Annotated in this window: 18 protein-coding genes and 1 riboswitch; of the genes, 4 read left to right on the top strand and 14 right to left on the bottom strand. The window is 35.6% G+C overall.

All coding sequences use genetic code 11. The features are described from left to right. Positions 1-40 precede the first annotated feature (40 nt). Positions 41-1,771: a septation ring formation regulator EzrA gene (locus tag CBF31_RS05310; protein ID WP_126831356.1), complete on the bottom strand. Its 1,731-nt coding sequence runs from the start codon at positions 1,769-1,771 to the stop codon at positions 41-43. 230 nt (positions 1,772-2,001) lie between these two features. Then, a complete protein-coding gene (locus tag CBF31_RS05315; protein WP_126831357.1) occupies positions 2,002-2,841 on the bottom strand; it encodes a DUF72 domain-containing protein in 840 nt (279 codons plus the stop codon). Positions 2,842-2,960: 119 nt separating this feature from the next. On the opposite strand from CBF31_RS05315, the gene CBF31_RS05320 reads away from it, so the two are divergent. Further along, complete coding sequence (locus tag CBF31_RS05320; RefSeq protein WP_126831358.1) at positions 2,961-3,935, top strand: asparaginase; 975 nt, start codon at positions 2,961-2,963, stop codon at positions 3,933-3,935. A 35-nt stretch (positions 3,936-3,970) separates the two neighbouring features. On the opposite strand, the gene CBF31_RS05325 is transcribed toward CBF31_RS05320, so the two are convergent. From CBF31_RS05325 to CBF31_RS11255, 5 genes are all read right to left on the bottom strand, one after another. Continuing rightward, positions 3,971-4,618: a YecA family protein gene (locus tag CBF31_RS05325; RefSeq protein WP_126831359.1), complete on the bottom strand. Its 648-nt coding sequence runs from the start codon at positions 4,616-4,618 to the stop codon at positions 3,971-3,973. Positions 4,619-4,781: 163 nt separating this feature from the next. Next, the gene (locus CBF31_RS05330) at positions 4,782-5,315 is read right to left on the bottom strand and encodes a SprT family protein (RefSeq protein WP_211330821.1); all 534 of its coding nucleotides are present in this window, start codon (positions 5,313-5,315) and stop codon (positions 4,782-4,784) included. Beyond that, positions 5,308-7,500 (bottom strand): Tex family protein, encoded by a 2,193-nt coding sequence (locus CBF31_RS05335; RefSeq protein WP_126831912.1) that lies wholly within the window; start codon positions 7,498-7,500, stop codon positions 5,308-5,310. The genes CBF31_RS05330 and CBF31_RS05335 overlap by 8 nt, the downstream gene beginning before the upstream one ends. Positions 7,501-7,622: 122 nt before the next feature. Next, on the bottom strand, positions 7,623-8,036 hold the full coding sequence (locus CBF31_RS05340; RefSeq protein ID WP_126831360.1) for a DUF1149 family protein: 414 nt from the start codon (positions 8,034-8,036) through the stop codon (positions 7,623-7,625). A 106-nt stretch (positions 8,037-8,142) separates the two neighbouring features. Further along, positions 8,143-8,277, bottom strand: coding sequence for a hypothetical protein (locus tag CBF31_RS11255; RefSeq protein ID WP_281272807.1), 135 nt, complete (start codon positions 8,275-8,277; stop codon positions 8,143-8,145). A 208-nt stretch (positions 8,278-8,485) separates the two neighbouring features. On the opposite strand from CBF31_RS11255, the gene CBF31_RS05345 reads away from it, so the two are divergent. Next, entirely contained in the window at positions 8,486-8,995 is a 510-nt protein-coding gene (locus CBF31_RS05345; RefSeq protein ID WP_126831361.1) for a hypothetical protein, read from the top strand. Between the two features lie 86 nt (positions 8,996-9,081). Here the strand turns inward: CBF31_RS05345 and lpdA are convergent, their stop codons facing one another. The 6 genes from lpdA to CBF31_RS05375 form a co-directional block, all read right to left on the bottom strand. Continuing rightward, the gene (gene lpdA / locus CBF31_RS05350) at positions 9,082-10,488 is read right to left on the bottom strand and encodes a dihydrolipoyl dehydrogenase (protein WP_126831362.1); all 1,407 of its coding nucleotides are present in this window, start codon (positions 10,486-10,488) and stop codon (positions 9,082-9,084) included. A gap of 12 nt (positions 10,489-10,500) precedes the next feature. Further along, the gene (locus CBF31_RS05355; protein ID WP_126831363.1) at positions 10,501-12,105 is read right to left on the bottom strand and encodes a 2-oxo acid dehydrogenase subunit E2; all 1,605 of its coding nucleotides are present in this window, start codon (positions 12,103-12,105) and stop codon (positions 10,501-10,503) included. Positions 12,106-12,201: 96 nt separating this feature from the next. Next, positions 12,202-13,179, bottom strand: coding sequence for an alpha-ketoacid dehydrogenase subunit beta (locus CBF31_RS05360; RefSeq protein WP_126831364.1), 978 nt, complete (start codon positions 13,177-13,179; stop codon positions 12,202-12,204). A 2-nt stretch (positions 13,180-13,181) separates the two neighbouring features. Next, a complete protein-coding gene (pdhA, locus tag CBF31_RS05365) occupies positions 13,182-14,294 on the bottom strand; it encodes a pyruvate dehydrogenase (acetyl-transferring) E1 component subunit alpha (RefSeq protein ID WP_126831365.1) in 1,113 nt (370 codons plus the stop codon). Positions 14,295-14,791: 497 nt separating this feature from the next. Further along, entirely contained in the window at positions 14,792-17,422 is a 2,631-nt protein-coding gene (mgtA, locus tag CBF31_RS05370) for a magnesium-translocating P-type ATPase (protein WP_126831366.1), read from the bottom strand. Between the two features lie 332 nt (positions 17,423-17,754). Then, positions 17,755-17,923: riboswitch (M-box (ykoK) riboswitch) on the bottom strand. Between the two features lie 57 nt (positions 17,924-17,980). Beyond that, positions 17,981-19,420, bottom strand: a complete 1,440-nt coding sequence (locus tag CBF31_RS05375; protein WP_126831367.1) for an aminotransferase-like domain-containing protein — start codon at positions 19,418-19,420, stop codon at positions 17,981-17,983. A 113-nt stretch (positions 19,421-19,533) separates the two neighbouring features. On the opposite strand from CBF31_RS05375, the gene thiD reads away from it, so the two are divergent. Together thiD and CBF31_RS05385 are read left to right on the top strand one after the other, a co-directional pair. Further along, positions 19,534-20,364, top strand: a complete 831-nt coding sequence (gene thiD, locus CBF31_RS05380) for a bifunctional hydroxymethylpyrimidine kinase/phosphomethylpyrimidine kinase (RefSeq protein WP_126831368.1) — start codon at positions 19,534-19,536, stop codon at positions 20,362-20,364. A gap of 3 nt (positions 20,365-20,367) precedes the next feature. After that, complete coding sequence (locus tag CBF31_RS05385; RefSeq protein WP_126831369.1) at positions 20,368-20,937, top strand: ECF transporter S component; 570 nt, start codon at positions 20,368-20,370, stop codon at positions 20,935-20,937. 42 nt (positions 20,938-20,979) lie between these two features. Here CBF31_RS05385 and CBF31_RS05390 read toward each other — a convergent pair whose 3' ends face one another. Next, a complete protein-coding gene (locus CBF31_RS05390) occupies positions 20,980-22,371 on the bottom strand; it encodes a serine hydrolase (RefSeq protein ID WP_126831370.1) in 1,392 nt (463 codons plus the stop codon). Positions 22,372-22,458: the final 87 nt, after the last annotated feature.

The raw sequence follows: 22,458 nt of genomic DNA on the forward strand, positions 1-22,458 counted from the left end.
CATAACATATAAAAAAACCAGAAGCTTAAGCCTCTGGTTTTTAGAAAGTAATATCTTGATTTTTAGTTTTGAAGTAAGCTGCTTCAATACGTTTGAAAGCACCTGGTTCTACTTTTTCTAAAGCAACACCAATTTCATCTAATGCATCATGATAATTATACTCTTGAACAAATAGACGATAGCTCTTCTCACCTGCAATAGCAATTTCTTCATGACTCATACGGTAACGATTCGCATACTGTAACATCTCTTCAGTTAAAGCAGCACTATCAATTAGTTCTTCTGTCTTAGTATGTAAAACTTCTAAATCTTGTTCACAGAAATCAACTAGTTGATTGATACGATCCATATCAATTCTAATTTTATTTAACTCATGACTTAATTCTTCAATACGATCAGTTGCCACATAAAAGAAGTCAAAATAATTTTGTGGAATACCTGGTAAACGTTGTTTATCAACATAACGTTTTAAAGTTCTTAAATCAAATTCAAACTCATCAATCTTAGTTTGAGCTACTTTTTCACCTTCACGTAATGCATCGCATGCTTCTGTAATTTCAATCTGTTGATTTTCGATTTCATCTAACATCTCAATATCATTCTCTAAACGAGCTTGAACTTGGCTGTAGATAACTTCTTCAGCTTCAACATTTTCTTTTAATGATTCAAATGATTTTTGTAGGTCTTCTAATTGAGTTTGCGACCCTCTTGTAATCCCTAATTCATTCTTATTTAATTCGTAACTTTGAGAAACATGATCTAACTCAATGACTAGTTTATGATTATTTTCTAGAACATGTTGGATATATGCTTCAACAACTGGTAGCTTTTCATGTACAAATTGCTTAGCTTCAATTTCTTTTTCTAATTGACTATATAAACCATCAATACGTGATGCGATTTTTTCATTTTCTTCTCGTGCATCTGACAGTTCAAAGCGTCCTAATGTTTTAACATTTAATTCAATTTTTGTTTTAACTTTTTCAAATTCTTTTTCAAAATCATCTGAGACAAATTTGTAATTTTGCTCTAATAATTTTTGATAAGCTTCTTGCAACTCTTCTAATTGACTAGGAAACTCTGTTTCTAGTTCTTCAACAAGTGGAGGAATACTTTCCATTGTTGATTCTAATTCATAAGTGTGATTTTCAGCTTGTTTTAAAACATCACCAGCTTCAACAGGATCCCCTGACGAATTTAGGTTAACAAACTCTTTGAATTCAGATTCAATTTCATCGATTTGTTTGTTGATTTCTGATAACGTTGGACCGAATTTGTTTGGTTCTTCTTTAGACATTTTTTTAATAATTTCATACTTGTCTAAAGCTTCTTGAACTTCAACTGAGTTTCTTTCCTCTGTTTCTCTAAGTTCTTTTAAGCCTGCACGAACCTCTTCAACTTCTTTTTCCATTTCATCCATTGTTTCAAACGCATCGTTGACCGCTTGTTTCACTTGCATAAAGCGTAATGTTTCATTTAAATTTTCTGCTTCAAAAATTCTCGTTTCTAATGCAGCGAAGGAAGTTGTTGAAATATCCGTCCACTTTTGATTCCATTCACGGAATGTATTTTGACTTTGACCGATCAAATGCATTTTTTTGATTTCTTCAACTTCATCGACGACAGGTAGATCGAATAAAGCACTCTTACGCTTTTCTAAATCATCTAAGCGTTCTTCATTTTTTCGTCTTATTAAGAAAGCAACTAAATACATGATTGCTGCAATCAAAATAATAGCCAAGAATATCCACAGGATAGTATTTGATTTCATTAAATTTCCTCCATTTTTTTTGAACATCATCTTTAGTTTACAAGTAATGCGACACTAAGAATAATCATTTCATTCATTTATTTTTTTATCGTAACGTTATGTCATCTAATTTTTTGCATCTACTCTGAATTATATCACAATAACTTATTTCTATCACTACTAAAATACATTTTTTTTAATAGAATGTATTCTATTAAAACTTTGTATTTTATGATTTACTGCTGTTATTTTTATTCCCCAAACAAATCTAATTGTTTTGGATTTAGATTATCATAAACCAAATTTAATTTCGATGTGAATGTTAATGCGTTCGCCCCTGCATCTCCTCCAGAATTATTGTTAAAAATAACATAAACATCTTTAACACTCTCAGATACCATGCTCACATGAGCAGCCAAATTTGTTAATTCTTCCTCATTGTAACGGTATAAGGTCCTCTTCTTACGCCAATTGTCACCTTTAGCAACCCACGCATTAGGATTTCTACCGTGAAATCTGAAAATGTGATAATCAGATGTTGTTCGAACTGTATCAAATGGCACTGACTTATTCTGTACCTGTGGTTCATCGATAGTCAGTAAACTATATTTCTCATCTCTCATAAACTGACACATCTGTTTATAATTCAGAGAGTCATACCAGCTTGGATGTCTAAATTCTATTGATAATGGCCAGTCTTTCAAAATCTTTCGTAAGCGTCGTAAATAAATAATAGAACTTTCAGTACAAGCAAATGTAGCTGGAAATTGAAATAAAATACTTCCTAATTTACCAGATGTCAGCAATGGTGTGAATGTTGTTATATATTTTTCATATAAAGCTTTTTCAGATTCAAAAAAATCTTGCCATGGTCTATGTGTCGTCATACATTGGTGGGCTTTTATTATAAATTTAAAGTCAGCAGGTGTCGCTTCAATCCAATTGTTTACCGTTTTAATTGAGGGAATACCATAAAAAGAAGTATCTAACTCCACTATAGGTAAAACAGAGGCATACTCCGCTAATGTTATATTGTCTTTATTAAGCAAAATGGGATGTTCGCCCCAACTTGTTAAACCAACTCTTATCATCGTTTCTTCCCCCTTATTTATTTAGTGTAACTCAATGTATTTTATTTTTCAAAAACAAGATAGTTTTAATTATTTTTGTTATAATTGTTTAGAAACTACATATAGAAAGTTGGGTCGAAATGAAAAAAATATTAGTCTTACACACTGGTGGCACAATTGCCATGGCAGAAGATAGCCAAACAGGTGAGGTCTCAACTGAATCAACTAATCCTCTGTTAAAAGTATCTCAATCCGTTGGTCTTGAAACTGAGCTAATTGTTGAGGATTTCTTTTATATCCCATCCCCTCACATTACGCCGAAACATATGCTTGCCCTAAAAGAACGTATCTTAAGTGCTCTTTCAGAAGGGATCGACGGTGTTGTTATCACACATGGTACAGATACATTAGAAGAAACAGCTTACTTCTTAGATATCACAATAGGTGATAAAATCCCTATCGTTATCACAGGTGCGATGCGTTCAAGCAATGAGATTGGCTCTGATGGCTTATATAATTTTCTTAGCGCTATTCGTGTAGCAGCAAGCGATTCCGCTCTTAACAAAGGAACGCTCGTTGTAATGAATGATGAAATTCATACCGCTCGTTATGTTACAAAAACTCATACAACTAATGTTGCCACATTTAGAACCCCTACCTTTGGACCAGTCGGTTTGGTTAATAAGCATAACGTAAGTTTTTATCAGCAACTCATTACAAGTCACACTTTAGATGTCACAACTGTTGATGCACGTATTCCTATTGTTAAAGCTTATGCTGGAATGGAAGGCTCTATTTTAGATATTTTATCGGAAAGTGACATTGACGGCCTAGTTATTGAAGCTCTTGGAGCTGGCAACTTACCACCTCAAACACTTCCTGCAATAGATAATATGATTGCAAGCGGTATTCCTGTCGTTCTCGTTTCACGTTGTTTCAATGGTGTAGCTGAAGGAGTCTATAGCTACGACGGTGGTGGCATACAGTTAGAGCGAAAAGGCGTCTTATTCTGTAATGGTTTAAACAGTCAAAAAGCCCGTATCAAATTACTAGTGGCATTAAATGCTAATTTAACAAAAGATGAACTAACAGAATTTATGATTGAACAAGTCTAAATAAAAAAACTACTAGGGAATTCCCTAGTAGTTTTTTATTTACCGTGACATTTTTTGTATTTCTTACCACTACCACATGGACATAAATCATTACGTCCAACTGAAACATTATTTGTTTGTGGTACTGCTTTATTGGTATTGATTTTTGTAATAGACTCGCCCATCACAAAACGATTAAAGCGTTGGATTTCATCAGCTGAATACTCACTTGATGAAGACTTAACTTTCTTAGCAGGTGTTGATTTTTTGATAGGTTCTTCTTTTTTAACCTCTTGTTTAGGTGCTTCTTCAGTTTTCACTTCATTAGACACATCAGTTGGTAATTTTTCTAATTTACGAGTTAATGTTTCCCCGTTCTTAATATTCCCCACTGTTGTTAAGAAATCAAAATATGAAGATAAAACAGCTACTAGATCTCCTGCTACTTCAGAATAATTAGACATTTCTTTAGGTAAGACTGTTGTCAGAACATTTTCAACTGATGCCCCTGTCCATTCTTTCCCACTGCGTAATTCTTCTCTATACATCCATTCAGAGAATGTTAAAATAATCGCTTCACTGTTTTTTTGTTCTGAAGCCGTTAAATTCTTAAACTGTGTACTTGTTTTATATTCAGCAAACCATTCATTTGACTGTGTCACTACGTTTGCCATTTTCTTTTCAGAAAATACTTTTTGAGCCATAAAAGATAACCTCCAAAATTTAATTCATGATACTAACTCTATTAATTATAGCCGAAAACGCAAGGATATTCAAATTCTTTTATATATAAGCTATACGCACTTACTTATTTTTAAAATTTCAAATAACTAGCCATTACCATACATACAAAAAAAGAAGTCCATCTTATAGACTAGACTCCTTTAGATGCAACGTTCCACCACAGGGACAACGGTATCTTTTTACAGATACACGTCTTTGTCGCTTGAAAATCTGATAACACCTTATACATTCATAGGTATAATTATACGCTTTTTCTTCTTCATCCATACGTGGCACGAAACGACTACCACCCGTCCATGCTAACCAATTTTTAAAATCAACATCTCGGTGTCTATACCCCATCCCTAACAGATGTAAATGATAATGACAAAGTTCATGCTTGATAACTTTAATAAACTCTTCAGGCCCTAATTTTTCATATACTTTAGGATTAAAGTCTAAATTGTGACCAGATAAATGATAACGACCACCTGTCGTACGTAATCGTGAATTGAAAGTTGCCTTATGCTTAAAAGGTCGATCGAAAAAACAAACAGAAACTAGTTCAACCAATGCTTGTAGCTTATCGTTAGATAAATTTTCTCTATCAATCAATTGAAGTAATTGCTTGGCTTCTTTTTCAAACCGCTTTCCATCAATAAATTTTGGGTTAAGCATTTGCCTCAACTGGCCCTAACATACTAAGAGCAACACGCCCTTTTTTAAGGTCAACATCTTCAACCCATACCGTTACGATATCCCCAACAGCAACAACATCAGTAGGATGCTTCACAAATTGACGACTTAATTTAGAAATATGAACCATCCCATCTTGTTTCACACCTATATCTACAAACGCACCGAAATCTACAACGTTACGGACCGTACCATCTAATTCCATACCTGGTTTTAAGTCTTCCATACTTAATACATCTTTTCTAAGTAATGGTGCTGCCATTTCGTCACGTAAGTCACGACCTGGTTGGCTTAATCCTGCAATGATATCCGTTAAGGTCTCTAACCCAACTGATAACTCTTCAGCAACTTGTGTTGTTTTAAGTTGTTCTAAACGTTCTTTCGCCTCTGATGTCCCTAATTCCTTATTTGTGATACCCGCTTTAGCTAATACTTCTTTAGCTACTGGATAACTTTCCGGATGGATACCTGTATTATCGAGAATATTTTTAGCTTGCGGAATACGTAAGAAACCAATTGCTTGTTCATAAGCTTTCGGTCCTAAACGTGGGACTTTTTTTAGTTGAGTACGAGATGTAAAGGCGCCATTTTCCTCGCGGTAAGTCACAATATTTTGAGCCGTTGTTTTATTTAAACCTGAAATATTTTGAAGTAATCTCGGACTCGCTGTATTAACTGTAACCCCTACTTTATTTACTGCAGTTTCCACAACAAAGTCTAATTGTTCTGTTAACATTTTTTGAGATACATCATGTTGATACTGACCGACACCTACAGCTTGTGGGTCAATCTTCACTAGTTCTGCTAATGGATCTTGTAGACGTCTCGCAATACTAATCGCACTTCTTTCCTCAACTTGTAAATCAGGAAACTCTTGACGTGCAATATCGCTAGCTGAATAGACAGAAGCTCCTGCTTCATTGACAATAACGTAATAAACATCACGTTTAATCGTTTTTAATTGCTCTGCCACAAATAATTCAGACTCACGGCTCGCCGTACCATTTCCAATTGCTACCATTTCAACTTGATATTTTTCAACTAACTCAACAAAAGCTGGACCTGCTGCTTGACGTTTGTCTGCATTTGCTGGTTTATGGGGATAAATAACTTGAATAGCTAATACTTTACCTGTTTCATCCACAACCGCCATCTTACAGCCTGTACGATAAGCTGGGTCAAATCCTAATACTACTTTACCTTTTAGGGGTGATTGGAGTAACAAATTATGTAGATTTTCTCCAAAAATAGAAATCGCTTGTTCATCTGCTTTTTCAGTTAAGTCGTTACGGATTTCTCTCGTAATAGCTGGACCAATAAATCGTTTATAGGCATCTTGATAAGCTAACCTAACATATTCAGCTGTTGGCGAATCACTATTTTTACCAATCAATTGGCTTTCTAAATAATTTAAAATAGGCTGTTCATCTACATCTAAACTTACTTTAAGAATCCCTTCTTTTTCCCCACGATTTGTTGCCAAAATACGGTGGGCTACGATTTTACTAACTGATTCTGTATAATCATAGTACATTTCATAGACGCCTTTTTCATCTTTTTCTTCATCTTTAACTGTACTTGTCAATTGAGCATTTTTCGCTAAATAATCACGTAGATATGTACGGTAAGTTGGTTCATCACCAATTGCTTCAGCTAAGATTTCATGAGCACCAGCCAATACTTCTTCAACTGTTGCTAATTCATGTTCTGTTGATAAATACTTTTTAGCTTCAGCAGCCACATCGGCAGGAATCGGGAAAGTTTTCAACCATTTTGCAAATGGCTCTAACCCTTTTTCTTTAGCAATAGTTGCTTTCGTACGACGTTTTTGTTTGTAAGGACGATATAAATCTTCCACTTGTTGCATTTTTGTCGCTTTTTTAATTTTAGCACTTAACTCCGGTGTCAATTGTCCTTGTTCTTCAATAATACGTAATACTTCACCCTTACGTTTCTCTAGATTTAAGCTATACGTATAACGTTCCGAAATCTCACGAATTTGCACTTCATCTAAACTACCGGTCATTTCTTTACGGTAACGCGAAATAAACGGAACTGTATTCCCATCTTCCAATAAATTTAAAACTGTTTTGATTTGTTTCATTGAATACGTCTTTAATTCTTTTTCTATTAATATTAAAATATCTTGATTTAACTCTGTAGCCATTAGCGTCACAAACCCTTCTTTTACTATTTCATATTTAGTCATAAAATAGACTGCCCTACCATTATAACTGAAACCAGCTTTCTCTACTAATAATAAACAAAAAAACAGCCATAATGGCTGTTTTAAGCTTCTGTTTCTTCTTGCATTGGTTCAGCAGTTGATGAGAAGTTTAACTCTACACCTGGCTGATCTAAAGCAATCTCAGTCACTTCATACGTCATACGTTTAATGATTGAGAATAAAGGTTGCATTAATTCACTAACCTCTTCTTGTGTTAATTCTGACGGCTCTGTGATGATACGGTCATTAACAATAACAGGTTGACGTACTGCTCCTGTTAAAACAAACGCCTCATAAACAATTTGATAAACAACGCGTAAGCCTAGTACGCAACTTGTATCATGTGGGAAATCTTCTTGCTCACTCATATCAAGTGGTACGATTTCAACTGCAATGTTTGTTTCTAACTCATTCTCTGGATTATTTAAATCATAATGAAATGATTCAACTAACTCTGGATTTCTTGTAATGTTCATTGTATAGCCTCCTAGGTAATCTTTAAACTATAAAATTTTAATTCAATACGTTTATTATACTCTATATTTAAACAATATTTAACTTTTTTAAATACTTTTCCATAAATTATAATTCTAGCTTATTTTTATCAGAATATTCTTTCTGTTTAGATTGAATATACGAATAGCCTAATGCAACACTCATTATAACTATTAAAACTAATAGAATCACGATTAATCCCGTTAATAGATAGAATAACATGATTCACCTCCTAAATTATTAAGTACATATACGTATAGTAATCACTTTAGTTAGAATACTATAGTCCTTATAAACAAACAAATTTAATTTTTACTCTTTTTTATTAAAAAAAAAAAGAATAATTTTTTTTTGAACAATTATGTTATCATTAAAGTAGTTTATAACCTTTTTAACAAAAATAGTAATAACTTACTGTAAAGGAGTCCCTATGAAAAAAACACTATTTCGAACAGCTTTAGTCATCGTTTTACTTTCACTTTCCGCTTGTACACCTGATCCACCGAGAAATGGTAAAACAGACAGTTCAAAAAAAATTGAAAAAAGTAGTGAAAGAAAGAAAAAAGTAACGTCTAAATACCCAAATAACACACTTCTAGGTGTACTAGATAAAGAAAATTTAGAAAAAGAAGATACGCTTGTTTTTTCAGAAAAAACAGATACTGGATTTACAAACTATACTGTAGATTCTGATAATATCATTAAAAAAATTGAACTAAATTTCGAGGATCTACCTCTCAATAAAAAACTAAATAAGATTTTTTTCTTATCAGCAATCGAAGAACAACTTCCATCTGATGCTGAATTAAAAGATACAAAAGACAGTCCAACAGATTCACAACTCTTTGCATCCAACGATTATAACCTTTCATATGATGTAAAATATACTATTAATAACAATGATGAAGTGACTTTGATAGCAATTGAAGCTACAAAATAGAACAAAATTACAATGGTCTTGTTCTATTTTTATTATAACAATAAAAAAACCTTGCCAGAACTTAATCTGACAAGGTTTTATTTATATTACATGTGAATTGGCATACCTAATGCTAATTCAGCAGTATCCATTACAGCTTCAGCTAATGATGGATGAGAGTGAATTGTTAAAGCGATGTCTTCAGCATTCATACCAGCTTCGATTGCTAAACCTAATTCAGCAATAACGTCACTTGCAGATACACCGGCAACTTGTGCCCCAACGATTACGTTATCTTCTTTAGTAGTTACTAAACGAACGAAACCTTCCATTTGGTCAAGAGAAATAGCACGGCCATTTCCGCCTAATGAGAATTTAGATGCTTTAACATCTAAGCCTTGTTCTTTAGCTTCTTTTTCAGTTAAACCAACAGTAGCTAATTCAGGATCTGTGAAGGCTACAGCAGGCATAGCTGTGTAATCAATTGCAACTGCTTTACCTGAGATGGCTTCAGCAGCGATTTTAGCTTCGTAGCTTGCTTTATGAGCAAGAGCAGCTCCAGGAGTGATATCACCAATCGCGAAGATTGAAGATACGTTTGTACGTCCTTGGTTATCTACTTTAACTAAACCACGTTCAGTCATTTCAACACCCGCTACTTCTAAACCTAATTCATCAGTATTTGGACGACGTCCAACAGTTACCATTACGTAGTCAGCAGTTACTTCTTCAGCTTTACCATCAACTTCGTATTTAACTGTTACGCTGTCACCATTGTCAACAGCTTCTTTAGCCATTGCTTTAGTAACAACTTTAATACCTTTTTTATCGAATGATGATTCAACTAATTTAACCATATCTTTTTCAAATGTTGGTAAAATTTGTGGTGAACCTTCAAGGATAGTTACTTCAGTACCTAGGTTAGCATATGCGCCACCTAATTCAGCACCGATAACTCCGCCCCCAACGATAACCATTTTCTTAGGAACTTCTTTTAAGTTTAATCCGCCTGTAGAATCTAAAACGCGACCTGCAAATTTAAATCCTGGGATTTCGATTGGACGACTACCAGTTGCCACAATCGCATTGTTGAATTCATAAGTTTGAGCTGATTCGTCATTGATAACACGTAAAGTGTGCTCATCAACGAAGAAAGCTTCCCCTCTGATTACTTCAACTTTATTTTTCTTAAGAAGGAATTCAACACCTGAAGTTAATTTCTTAACAACGCCGTTATCTTTCCAGTCTTGAGTTTTAGCGAAGTCTAATTCAACACCTTTAGTTGTAACACCAAAGATTTCTGAATCTAAAGCTTCTTGATATTTATGACCAGCACTGATTAGGGCTTTTGAAGGAATACATCCGACGTTTAAACAAACGCCGCCGATGTATTCACGTTCAATAATTGCTACTTTTTGTCCCATTTGTGCTGCACGGATTGCTGCTACATACCCACCAGGGCCAGCTCCGATTACTACTGTATCTAATTCTAAAGCGAAATCTCCTACTACCATGTGTGAGTCACCTTACCCTTCCATTAATAATAATTCTGGATCTGCTAATAAACGTTTAATGTTGTTCATAGCATTTTGAGCTGTCGCGCCATCAACAATACGGTGGTCGAAGCTTAATGATAATTTCATAACGCGTCCAACAGCTAATTCGCCATCTTCGTTTACGATTGGTTGTTGATCGATAGTACCTACACCTAAGATAGCTACTTCAGGGTAGTTGATAACTGGAGTGAACCAGCCACCACGAGCTGAACCAATGTTACTGATTGTAACAGTACCATCGCGCATTTCGCCTGCAGCTAATTTACCTGACATTGCTTTTTGAGCATTAGAGGTAATTTCGCTTGCAATTGCAAACATACCTTTTGAATCAGCATTTTTAATGTTTGGTACAAATAATCCGTTTGGAGTATCTGTAGCAATACCGATGTTATAGTAGTTTTTGTAAACAATTTCTTCTGTTGTATCATCGATTGAAGCATTTAAGATTGGGAAGTCGCGCATTGTCGCAACTAACGCTTTAACAACGTAAGGTAAGAATGTTAATTTAACATCTTGCTTAGCTGCTGTATCTTTAAATTTCTTACGGTGATCCCACATTTTAGAAACTTCAACGTCATCAAATAATGTAACGTGTGGCGCTGTATGTTTACTGTTAACCATTGCTTTAGAAATTGCTTTACGCATTGGTGTAAGTTTTTCACGAGTTTGAGCTTCGCCACTTGCTGCTGGAGCAATTGGTGCTGCAACTGGTGTAGCCGCTGCTTTAGGAGCTGCTGCTGGTGCTTCTGTAGTTGTTGCTGGAGCTGCTGCCGCTACTGGAGCGCCGCCTGCTGCTACTGCATCGATATCTGATTTAAGAACACGTCCACCTTTACCTGTTGCAGGTACAGTTGTGATATCAATCCCTTTTTCACGTGCATATTGACGTACTGAAGGCATTGCTAAAACGCGTTTTGATGGATCAGCTGCTACTGGAACTACTGCTGCCGCTGCTGGAGCTGCTGAAGAAGTTGCAGGTGCTGCTGCCGCTGGAGCTGATGCAGGTGCATCGTTATGTCCTGGAGCGTCGATTTCGATTAATACGTCACCAACATTTGCTACAGTTCCTTCTGGAACAACAACGTTAACAACTTTACCTGTTACTGGAGATGGAATCTCTTCAACAGATTTATCGTTTTGTACTTCTAATAATGTATCATCTTCGTTGATTGTATCGCCTACAGCTACAAACCATTTTACGATTTCGCCTTCTGCAATACCTTCACCGATATCTGGTAATTTGAATTGGAATACGCCGCCTGCTGGTGCTGCTGGAGCCGCTGCTGGTGCAGGTGCTGCCGCTGGTACTTCAGCTGGTGCGTCATTATCTTCATGTCCTGGAGCGTCGATTTCGATTAATACGTCACCAACATTTGCTACAGTTCCTTCAGAAACAACAATGTTTAAAACTTTACCTGTTACTGGAGATGGAATTTCCTCCACTGATTTATCGTTTTGTACTTCTAATAATGTATCATCTTCGTTGATTGTATCGCCTACTGCTACAAACCATTTTACGATTTCGCCTTCTGCAATACCTTCACCGATATCTGGTAATTTAAATTTAAATGCCATGATCGCACTCTTCCCTTCAATTTCAGTTATTGTTATAGCTTAGGGAGCAGCTCTTTATAAGCTCACTCCCTAAACTTCCATTTTAATTATCTAGTCTTAGAATTCGTAAACTTCTTTAACTTTAGCTTCGATATCAGCCGCATTTGGTAACCAAGCATTTTCAGCTTGACCGAATGGGAAGATAGTATCTGGAGCAGGTACACGTCCGATAGGTGCTTCTAATGAAAGAACAGCGCGTTCTGAGATTTCAGAAATAACTTGTGCTGCAACACCAGCTTGTTTTTGAGCTTCTTGAACAACTACTACGCGACCAGTTTTTTCAACTGAAGCGATAATTGTTTCGATATCTAATGGAGCAACTGTACGTAAGTCAATAATTTCTACTGAGATACCTGCTGCTTCTAATTTTTCTGCTGCTTTAATAGATTCACGAACCATTGCACCGTAAGTAATGATAGAAACATCTTTACCTTCTTTAGTAACAGCTGCTTTATCTAAAGGAACAGTGTATTCACCATCTGGAACTTCCTCACGGAATGAACGGTATAATTTCATGTGCTCTAAGAAGACAACTGGATCGTTATCGCGAATAGCTGAAATTAATAATCCTTTAGCATCATATGGGTTTGATGGAATAACAACACGGATACCAGGAGATTGAGCAATAAGCCCTTCTAAGTTATCAGCATGTAATTCTGGAGTATGAACTCCTCCACCAAATGGTGCGCGGATTGTGATAGGCATGTGACGAGTGCCACCCATACGGTAACGTGTACGTGCCATTTGTGCTACTACTTCATCCATAACTTCGAAGATAAATCCGAAGAATTGGATTTCAGGAACTGGACGGTAACCTTCTAATGCTAAACCGAAAGCCATACCACCGATACCTGATTCTGCAAGAGGTGCATCCATCACGCGGTCTTCACCGAACTTAGCTTGTAAGCCTTCAGTCGCACGGAATACCCCACCGTTATTACCTACGTCTTCACCAAAGATTAGGACATTAGGATCTTTTTCTAATTCAACAGCAAGCGCATCTGTAATCGCTTGGATCATTGTTTTTTGTGCCATGATTATTTAGACTCCTTTGCTTCATAGATTTCGATTTGTTCTTTAATGCTTTGAGGAGAAACTTCAAACATGTTTTTAAGGAAGTCTGATACTTTTTGTTTTGGAACAGCGTCAGCTTCTTTAATAGCAACTTTGATTTCTTCTTTAGTAGCTTCGATAACAGCTTCTTCTTTTTCTTCTGACCAAAGGCCTTTGTTTGTTAAGTAGATACGTAGACGTTTTAATGGATCACGTTTTTCCCAAATAGTATCTTCTTCTTTTGAACGGTAACGAGTTGGGTCATCGCCTGATAATGTATGTGGACCATAACGGTAAGTTAATGTTTCGATTAATACAGGACCATTTCCTGCAATTGACCATTCTCTAGCTTTTTTAGTTACAGCGTATACGGCTAATGCATCCATACCGTCTACTTGGATTCCTGGAATTCCTGCTGCTACAGCTTTTTGAGCTAATGTAGTTGCTGCTGTTTGTTTTTCACGTGGAGTAGAAATCGCGAATCCGTTATTTTGGATGAAGAAAATTGCGTTTCCTTTGTATGCTCCAGCGAAGTTAATACCTTCGTAGAAGTCCCCTTGTGAAGATCCACCGTCACCAGTGTAAGTTACAACAACGTTATCTTTTTTACGTATTTTAAGTCCTAAAGCAACACCTGCTGCTTGAACATATTGTGCACCGATAATGATTTGTGGTGGTAATGCTTTTAATGTATCTGGGTAGTAGTTACCAGCAACATGGCCACGTGACCATAAGAATGCTTCTGTTAGTGGTAAACCTTGTTTAATTAATTGAGGTACATCACGGTACCCTGGTAATAAGTAATCTTCTTTATCCATTGCAAATTGACTACCTAATTGAGAAGCTTCTTGTCCAGCAGTTGGAGCGTAGAAACCTAAACGTCCTTGACGGTTTAAAGCAGTTGAACGTTGGTCTAATACACGTGACCAAACCATATTACTCATTAATTCAACTAATTCTTCATCTGATAATTCAGGCATTAAATCTGGATTTGTTACATTTCCATCCTCATCTAAAACTTGGTATGTTGGAAAGTCAGCGCTAATATCTGCTAGGAACTTTTCAAAATCAAGCGGGTTGTTTTTTTCTTTCGCCATTGTGACACAATCCTCTCTTTTACATTAATTAGTGTGTTTTTTTAAACAGAGTTAAAATCTGTATCAGTTTCCTCTGTGCTTACGAGTCTAATTTACCACGTGATTTGAACCATTGCAAGTGATTAAGCTCGTCAAAATATAGCAACAGAACTATAACAGTTAAACAACCTGTTATAGTTAGTGAGGGTATTCACTATCTATAACTAGGATGTTTTTTATTTTACATCTGTTATAAAATAAAACATATAACATAACCATTCAACAGAAAACGTTTTCTATATACCTTTATTATATCTTTAAAAACGCTCTATCATCAAGTTTTATGCACTTAACTGTTCGTACTTCTTGCTTTTTTATACTTTAATTCACAAAAAAATAAAACGTAGGGACCATTAATCATTCTAATAGTCCTTACGTTTTATTTAATGAAACTGTTGTCATTTATATTACTTAGTGAAAAAAATCCTTTTAGAATTTTTTAAAAACTTTTTTGTTTTTTATAACCACTCACCATTTACTTTGATATAAAGTTGTTTCGCTGCTTGTACTGTTATCATATACATGATATTTATTGCAATCCACCATCCCCAATAATTAGATGGCAGTGCACTAAAGTGGAAGGCGTCACGCAAAGGTGTCGCTATAATTCCAATCCCTATTAAAATCGCAGCTATACTAGCCAATGCAAGTGAAAAACTTGAACGACTTTGAATGAACGGAATTTTTTTAGTTCTAACAATGTGTACAACTAACGTTTGCGTTGTTAAGCCAACTAAGAACCAACCCGCTTGGAATAAACCTTGCTCTGCTACTGTATTCGCACCAAACACTGTCCACATTAAGGCAAATGTTAAAATATCGAAAATACTACTTACAGGTCCAATACATAATGTGAACTTCAATAATCCATTTGTTCCCCATTTTACCGGTTTTTCAATATCCTCTTCATCCACATTGTCCCAAGGAGTTGTTAATTGTGCAATATCGTAAACTAAATTTTGTACTAATAGTTGGAGTGATAGCATTGGTAAGAATGGTAAAAAGGCACTGGCTACTAAAACAGAGAAGACATTACCAAAGTTCGAACTGATTGTTACCTTGATATACTTCATCATATTGCAGAATACTTTACGCCCCTCTATAATCCCATCTTCAAGTACCGTTAAACTTTTCTCTAATAAAATAATTGAACTTGCATCCTTTGTTATATCTGCTGCTGTATCAACAGAGATTCCTACATCTGCTTTTCTTAATGCAGGGGCATCATTAATCCCATCCCCCATAAAACCAACAGTATGTCCTTTTTGTTGAAGTAAACTAATAATTCTTGATTTTTGCATAGGTGATAATTTAGCAAACAAATTAACAGTTTCTACTATATTAATAAGCTCATCATCCGTCATCTCTTCTATTTGATTTCCGACTAAAACATCAGTCACTGGAATCCCCACATCTTGGCATACTTTTCTAGCTACGATTTCATTGTCACCCGTCAACACTTTAACGGTTACACCGTGCTCTTGTAAAGATGAAATCGCAGGAATAGCTGAAACTTTTGCAGGGTCTAAAAATCCAATGAAGCCAACTAAAATCATATCTTGCTCATCTGACACAGAATACTCTGCTTCTGTATAAACATCTTTTCGGTAAGCCACTCCAATAACACGCATGCCTCTTTCATTCATACTGTTATTAACCGTCATCATTTCCTCATGCAATTCTGGTGTTAATGCTCTGATTTCACCATCTATCTCGACTTGCGAGCAGATTGTCATCATCTCTTCAACCGCACCTTTAGTTACCATCAATTGGTGTCCTTCAGTTTCCACAGCCACAGTTAAACGTCTGCGTGTAAAATCAAAAGGAATCTCATCAATTTTCTCTACATTAGGACGATCATTTTCTGCAACTGCTTTACTATAATAATTAATCACCGCATGATCAATTAGATTTTTCCAACCCGTTTGATAGTTTGAATTCAAGTAAGCTAGATTCAGTACCTCATCATTTTCCTTACCTAATGGATTAACGTGCTCCACTAGAACTACTTCATCTTCTGTAATGGTTCCTGTTTTATCCGTACATAGCACATCCATACTTCCTAAGTTTTGAATAGCTGCTAATTCTTTAACAATGACTTTCTTTTTAGAAAGACTTAACGCACCTTTAGCTAAGTTACTTGTGACGATCATCGGTAACATCTCTGGTGTTAACCCTACTGCTACTGCAATTGCAAAGAAGAATGCCTGGCTCCAGTCTCCTTTTGTAAAGCCATTTAGTAATAAAACAATCGGGAATAACACGACTACCATTCTAAGTAGTAGCTTACTCACTTTATTCATCCCAACATCAAAAGCTGTATCGCCTCTTTGACCCGTTGCTGTTTTCGCAATATCACCGAAGAAGGTACTCGCACCTGTTCTTAAAATAATCGCCTTGCCTTGACCACTTAGTACATCTGTGCCCATAAAGACCAAATCTTCCATGTCTAAAGCTGTTAAACTTGGATCTTTTAATTGTTTCTCATCAACACCCGCTTCAACAAATTTTTCAACAGGCATTGATTCACCTGTTAAAGAACTTTGATTGACGAATAAATCATTTGACCAAATTAGTACCGCATCAGCTGGTATCATATCTCCGGTGGATAAAGTTAAAATATCACCTGGCACAACTTCATCCATAGGTATTTCTGTTGTCACACCGTCCCTAGTAATGGCACATGTATTTTCAATCATTTCTTTTAATTCAAAGCTTGCTTTTTGTGACCGGTAACTTTGAACAAACTGAATTAAGGCACTGCATAAAATCATAATCCCCATAATAATTGCTGCTTCATAATCTTTTGTTGCTGCTGATACGACTAATAATAACGCCAATACATAAACAAAAGGATCTTGAAAAGCTTTTAAAAATAAACGCCATGCTGGGACGGGACTTTCACTTGCTATTTCATTTGGACCATATTCTTCTAAACGGTCCTCTGCATCTTCTTTCGATAGGCCATTTGGTGATGTTCTTAACGTCATCATCAACTCGCGTTCCGATAGAGCTGCTAATTGTTTTAATTCTGAATCTTTGACTTCCTGTCTGTTTAATTGATTAAAGTTTCTTTTTTTGTTTTTCATGTCAATTTCCTCGCTTTCCTAAGTAGCAAAGAAAAACTGCCATCAACACTTTGATACTAGCAAACTACAGGCTAAAAAATAAACAATTCATTATTTTAGAGCAGGGAGCTTGATGTCTCTATCATCAAAGCAACCAATAATCGTCCTTCTTTGCTGTCGACTACTTCCAGGTTCTGCTTTTTCTAACTGTCTACAACTATCCAAACTCCTCACCCTTTCTCTTATCCTAATTTAAGAACAGATCTTCAATCTAAATTTTGAGTACAAAAAATGCACTCCTCAACTAATGAGAAGTGCATGCAGAAATAAACTTAAATAAGCCTACAAGCAAATACCAAATCTCATCGTCGAGTTTTAGCACTATATGGCTTAGACGAATACCTCGTCAGCTACATTAGGAAGAGCCTTGTTCGACAATTCCAGTTGACTCATTGGCGTCTCTCGACATTTTTGAGCAGCAGCGTATTTCCAATATAGGAGCCTCACCTAACAGATTGTATCTTTATTCTTGATTCACATACAGTGTAGCCCTTACTTTTAATTCTGTCAAACAATATCCTAATTACTTGCTATTTTTTTCCGAATCATTTCTGTCAAAACGTCTACCAAAATAACAGACTGTTCGGGTATAAGCCTCGAGAAATTAATACGCAAACTCTGAGGTCCTGCTCCTAAAACAAAGCCCGGTGTCACTATTACCCCTTGTGTTAAAAGAAGATCATAGTCAGTTGTTGTTATTTTTACATTCTTAAAGGTTAACCATAAATAACAACCTCCCTCAGGGACATAATAACTGACCTCATCCTTTAACTTTTCATCAAGCCTAACAGTTAAATCAGTCATCTTTTCAAATAATACTAGTCTCAAATCTGACATCTGGGATTCATAGGTTTTATTTTCCAAAGCATTATACGCCAACACTTGAGGAAATATGCTCATATTTAAGTCTAAGTCTGACCTAATTTTTGCTACCTTTTCAATTACTTTTACAGGACCACTAAGCCACCCTATTTTGGTCGTCGCACCAAGAATTTTAGAGAATGACCCAATATAAATAACATTTTCCGGATCCATTTTTTTTAATAATGGTGGTCGTGACTCTTCATCAAAGTATAGCTCACCGAATACATCATCTTCCACTATTGGAAGTTGGTATTTGCGACATATGCTTATCAACTCTTTTCTACGCTTAAGACTCATAGTCGTTCCCGTCGGATTTTGATAATTTGGATTAACTAACACCATTTTTATCCGATTTTTCAATATCTTTTCTTCAAGTACGTCTACCCTCATCCCTTCTTTATCAACTGGAATCCCATAAACTCTAATTCCTGCTGCTTGGAAAATAAACAACTGATAAAAAGATGAAGGCTCTTCTATAGCCAAAGCATCCCCATTATTTAATAACACTTGGACTAATAATAATAACGCTTGTTGTGCACCAGGTGTTAACATCAAATTAGGAACATCTAAAGATAGTTTATTCGTTTCATTAAGACGTTCAACAATCAATTGGCGCAGTGGAAAGTAGCCATAACTATCCTGTTTTTTTTCTTCATTTAAAAATTCTTTCCATGAAATTGTCGGTAAATCTAGTTCCGGTACTAATCCTAACGGCAAGTCACCAGAATACACATCCAGTACTTCCACTCGATTTGCTAATATCCTATGAGCTTTTTTATTATACTCATGCGTTTTTATCGTGTTACCTTTAGATAAATAATGACGCCAATCAATTGTACTCCCACGGTAAACGCCCCATTTCCCATCATTTATGACTGTACCACTTCCTCGTTTTCTTACGATGACTCCCATGGATACCAACTCATCTAAAGCATGGACAATTGTTGTTCTGTTAACAGTTAATAATTCGGCTAATTTCCTTTCAGATGGTATCTTTTCACCAGGAAGCAACCTCCCTTGGTCAATATACCCTAGAATAAGCTCTACAATCTGCTGATAAACTGGTTTATTTTTTTCTTTCTTTAATTGCCACATTTTATAAACCTCCCTTTAAAGTGGATGACCTAAAGATAACCCAATTGGATGTTTCTATAAAAGAGTATATCATTTATTATTATGACAACAAACTAAATGGGGGTTAACTTATTATGATACCTAAAATTTTAACTATAGCTGGATCCGACTCAAGTGGTGGTGCGGGCATCCAAGCTGATTTAAAAACATTTCAAGAATACGGAACTTTTGGTTTTTCAACAATCACTAGTTTTGTCACGATGAATGCTGACGAGAATTGGTCACATACAGTAACTTCTTTATCTGCTGAACTCGTCGATAAGCAACTAAAAACAGTTTATGCTGGGGCACCTCTTCAGGCACTGAAAACCGGAATGCTCGGTGAACTCGAAACTATTCGTCTTGCTAGAAAATATATTGATACATATAACCAGGAAAATGTTGTTGTCGATCCTGTTATGGCATGTAAAGGGACGAGCGAATTATTACAACCAGAAAATGTTGCGCTAATGAAAGAGTTACTTCTGCCTGTTGCAACTATTACTACACCTAATCTAATCGAGGCTGGCATTTTATCAGGATTAGGAGAGTTAACAACTCTTGATGACATGAAGAAAGCCGCACGTAACATTCTTGAACTTGGTCCTAAAACTGTCGTGATAAAGGGTGGCAAACGTTTAAAATCTGATAAAGCTATTGATTTATTTTATGATGGAAACGAATTTCTTTTATTAGAGAATGAAAAATTTGAGACAGATTATAATCACGGTGCCGGTTGTACTTTTGCAGCTGCCATCACTGCGGGATTAGGTAACGGTTTATCTGTCAAAGACTCCGTTCTGTTAGCAAAAAAATTCGTTGCGGCTGCTATTAAAAACGGCCTAGAAATCAATCCATTCCTAGGACATGTGTGGCATGGTGCCTATAATCAAGCTGAACTAAGACTCAAAAAGGAGAAAAATTAATAAATGACCTCTCAAACTAAAAAAACAATCGCAACAAATGATATCGTGCTTATTGCACTTTTCGCTACACTTACTATTATCGGTACCATGATTAGAATACCTGTACCTAGTGCTTTCGGAGCACCTTTCATCCACTTAGGAAATAGTGTGCTTCTCCTAGCAGTGTTATTACTGGGCTATAAAAAAGGAGCCCTAGCAGGCGGAATGGGATTTGCAATTTTTGACCTTTTAAATGGTTTCCCTTTAGAAGCACCTTATTTCTTTGTTGAAAGTTTTATCGTAGGTGGTGTTGCTATTCTTATTTTCAATGTCCTGAAAACTAAAAATGAAAGCATCTTAACGATTACCCTAACTGCAGCAGGTGCTGGGGTGGCTAAAATCATTATGACATTTCTAAAAAATTTGGGCATATCTTTCATTATGACAACTAATTTTAAAACAGCACTGGTTAGCGCAATCGGATCACTACCTGCTACACTTGTTAATACAATCTCAACTGTCATTATCGTAACGCTGATTTACCCTTCATTGAAAAAATTAACTCAATCATTCTACAAGAAAACATCGTTATAATTAATAAAAAAACACTGAGAAGTTAGCGCTTCTCAGTGTTTTTTATTTACCAGTCATTAAATTATATACTTTGGAACCTATTGTATTCATATTCGAGACCTGAGTATATTGATCTCCATTTTGCATTAAAACAACTAATACAAATGTTTTATCTTTTGTTTTTACAATCATTGCATCATTGATAACACCGTAATTACTAAATTGACCTGAATTACTATAAACTGTTACATCTTTTGGTAAATCTTTTCTTAGTTTGGCTTTATCTTTAGTTTTAGAAAGAATGGCAAGCATCTTGTCATCCATCTCTTTAGAAACTAGATCATGCTTATACAATTTAGAAAGTAAATTTCCAGTATCTTTTACAGACGTGTAATTTTCTTTTCCTTGACTTATTGCTCCCATATCGGCCATTTTACGATTAATATGGGTATTTGAATAGCCTTTAGATTGGATAAATTTCTCTATTTCACCAAGCCCACCTAAACGGTTGATTAAAACGTTCGTTGCTGTATTATCACTATCGACCAGCATATACTCAACTAATTTTTCGTTTGTTAAACTAGTACCATCTGACATATCTTTCAATACACCAGTACCACTTGTTTTATCTTTAGACGTTAGTTTATAGCTGCCCGATAGTTCCATTTTACCTTGTTCTACTTTATCAAATAGCATTTGCATAATGTATAAATTAATCATTCCTGCAGCCAACTGTTTTTGATCATTTGTTTCAAAAGCTTGTTGAACACTTATATCTTGGAAATAATAAGAATTAGTACCATAAACATTTTTTAATTGTGTATCTAGAGCTGATCTCACTTCTGGATTAGCAATCTCCTCTGTTCCATCATCAAGTAAGTTTGAAGTATTTTGACCTGAAGATCCTGGTGATATACCAACAGATTTATCTTTGTCTTTAGCCTTGTCCTCGCCCTTAGATTTATCTTTGTCTTTAAATTTATCCTCGTCTTTAGACTTATCTTTGTCTTTAGATTTGTCCTCGCCCTTAGATTTATCTTTGTTTTTAGATTTGTCATCGGTTTTAGGCTTATCTTTGTCTTTAGATTTGTCATCGGTTTTAGGCTTATCTTTGTCTTTAGATTTGTCATCAGTTTTAGGCTTATCTTTGTCTTTAGATTTGTCATCAGTTTTAGGCTTATCTTTATCCTTAGAAGTTTCTTCCGTTTCATCAGCCTCTTCTAACATGATACCGCCTTTACTTCCACTAGTTTCTGTTGTCGAAACACTTCCTGAATCTTTTTGATTATTTTTATATGCTACTACACCAGCTGTTGCTGTACCACCAACTAAAGTGACTAGAGCTAGAGCCATTAAATACTTCTTTTTATCGATAGGCTGCTTCACTTTTTTACCACAAACTTGACAGACCTTATCGGTTTCTTTTAGTTCCTCTTCACAATCTTCACAAAACACAGTATTACTCCTTTCTCGTCAACTTCTCACGATTTAATCTCTACTCTCTATAATACTATAAAATAGTATAAAAATATCAGTTTTTTT

It is taken from the genome of Vagococcus fessus (assembly GCF_003987565.1).
In the GTDB taxonomy this organism is placed as follows: Bacteria; Bacillota; Bacilli; order Lactobacillales; family Vagococcaceae; genus Vagococcus_D; species Vagococcus_D fessus.

What these genes read in the sequence shown, in the direction of transcription:
- CBF31_RS05345 (WP_126831361.1), top strand. Translation starts at nt 8,486, where the DNA reads ATGAAAAAAACACTATTTCGAACAGCTTTAGTCATCGTTTTACTTTCA.
- CBF31_RS05325 (WP_126831359.1), bottom strand. Translation starts at nt 4,618, where the DNA reads ATGGCTCAAAAAGTATTTTCTGAAAAGAAAATGGCAAACGTAGTGACA.
- thiD (WP_126831368.1), top strand. Translation starts at nt 19,534, where the DNA reads ATGATACCTAAAATTTTAACTATAGCTGGATCCGACTCAAGTGGTGGT.
- mgtA (WP_126831366.1), bottom strand. Translation starts at nt 17,422, where the DNA reads ATGAAAAACAAAAAAAGAAACTTTAATCAATTAAACAGACAGGAAGTC.
- CBF31_RS05340 (WP_126831360.1), bottom strand. Translation starts at nt 8,036, where the DNA reads ATGAACATTACAAGAAATCCAGAGTTAGTTGAATCATTTCATTATGAT.
- CBF31_RS05315 (WP_126831357.1), bottom strand. Translation starts at nt 2,841, where the DNA reads ATGATAAGAGTTGGTTTAACAAGTTGGGGCGAACATCCCATTTTGCTT.
- CBF31_RS11255 (WP_281272807.1), bottom strand. Translation starts at nt 8,277, where the DNA reads ATGTTATTCTATCTATTAACGGGATTAATCGTGATTCTATTAGTTTTA.
- CBF31_RS05355 (WP_126831363.1), bottom strand. Translation starts at nt 12,105, where the DNA reads ATGGCATTTAAATTTAAATTACCAGATATCGGTGAAGGTATTGCAGAA.
- CBF31_RS05360 (WP_126831364.1), bottom strand. Translation starts at nt 13,179, where the DNA reads ATGGCACAAAAAACAATGATCCAAGCGATTACAGATGCGCTTGCTGTT.
- CBF31_RS05385 (WP_126831369.1), top strand. Translation starts at nt 20,368, where the DNA reads ATGACCTCTCAAACTAAAAAAACAATCGCAACAAATGATATCGTGCTT.
- CBF31_RS05320 (WP_126831358.1), top strand. Translation starts at nt 2,961, where the DNA reads ATGAAAAAAATATTAGTCTTACACACTGGTGGCACAATTGCCATGGCA.
- CBF31_RS05375 (WP_126831367.1), bottom strand. Translation starts at nt 19,420, where the DNA reads ATGTGGCAATTAAAGAAAGAAAAAAATAAACCAGTTTATCAGCAGATT.
- CBF31_RS05310 (WP_126831356.1), bottom strand. Translation starts at nt 1,771, where the DNA reads ATGAAATCAAATACTATCCTGTGGATATTCTTGGCTATTATTTTGATT.
- CBF31_RS05335 (WP_126831912.1), bottom strand. Translation starts at nt 7,500, where the DNA reads ATGGCTACAGAGTTAAATCAAGATATTTTAATATTAATAGAAAAAGAA.
- CBF31_RS05330 (WP_211330821.1), bottom strand. Translation starts at nt 5,315, where the DNA reads ATGCTTAACCCAAAATTTATTGATGGAAAGCGGTTTGAAAAAGAAGCC.
- pdhA (WP_126831365.1), bottom strand. Translation starts at nt 14,294, where the DNA reads ATGGCGAAAGAAAAAAACAACCCGCTTGATTTTGAAAAGTTCCTAGCA.
- lpdA (WP_126831362.1), bottom strand. Translation starts at nt 10,488, where the DNA reads ATGGTAGTAGGAGATTTCGCTTTAGAATTAGATACAGTAGTAATCGGA.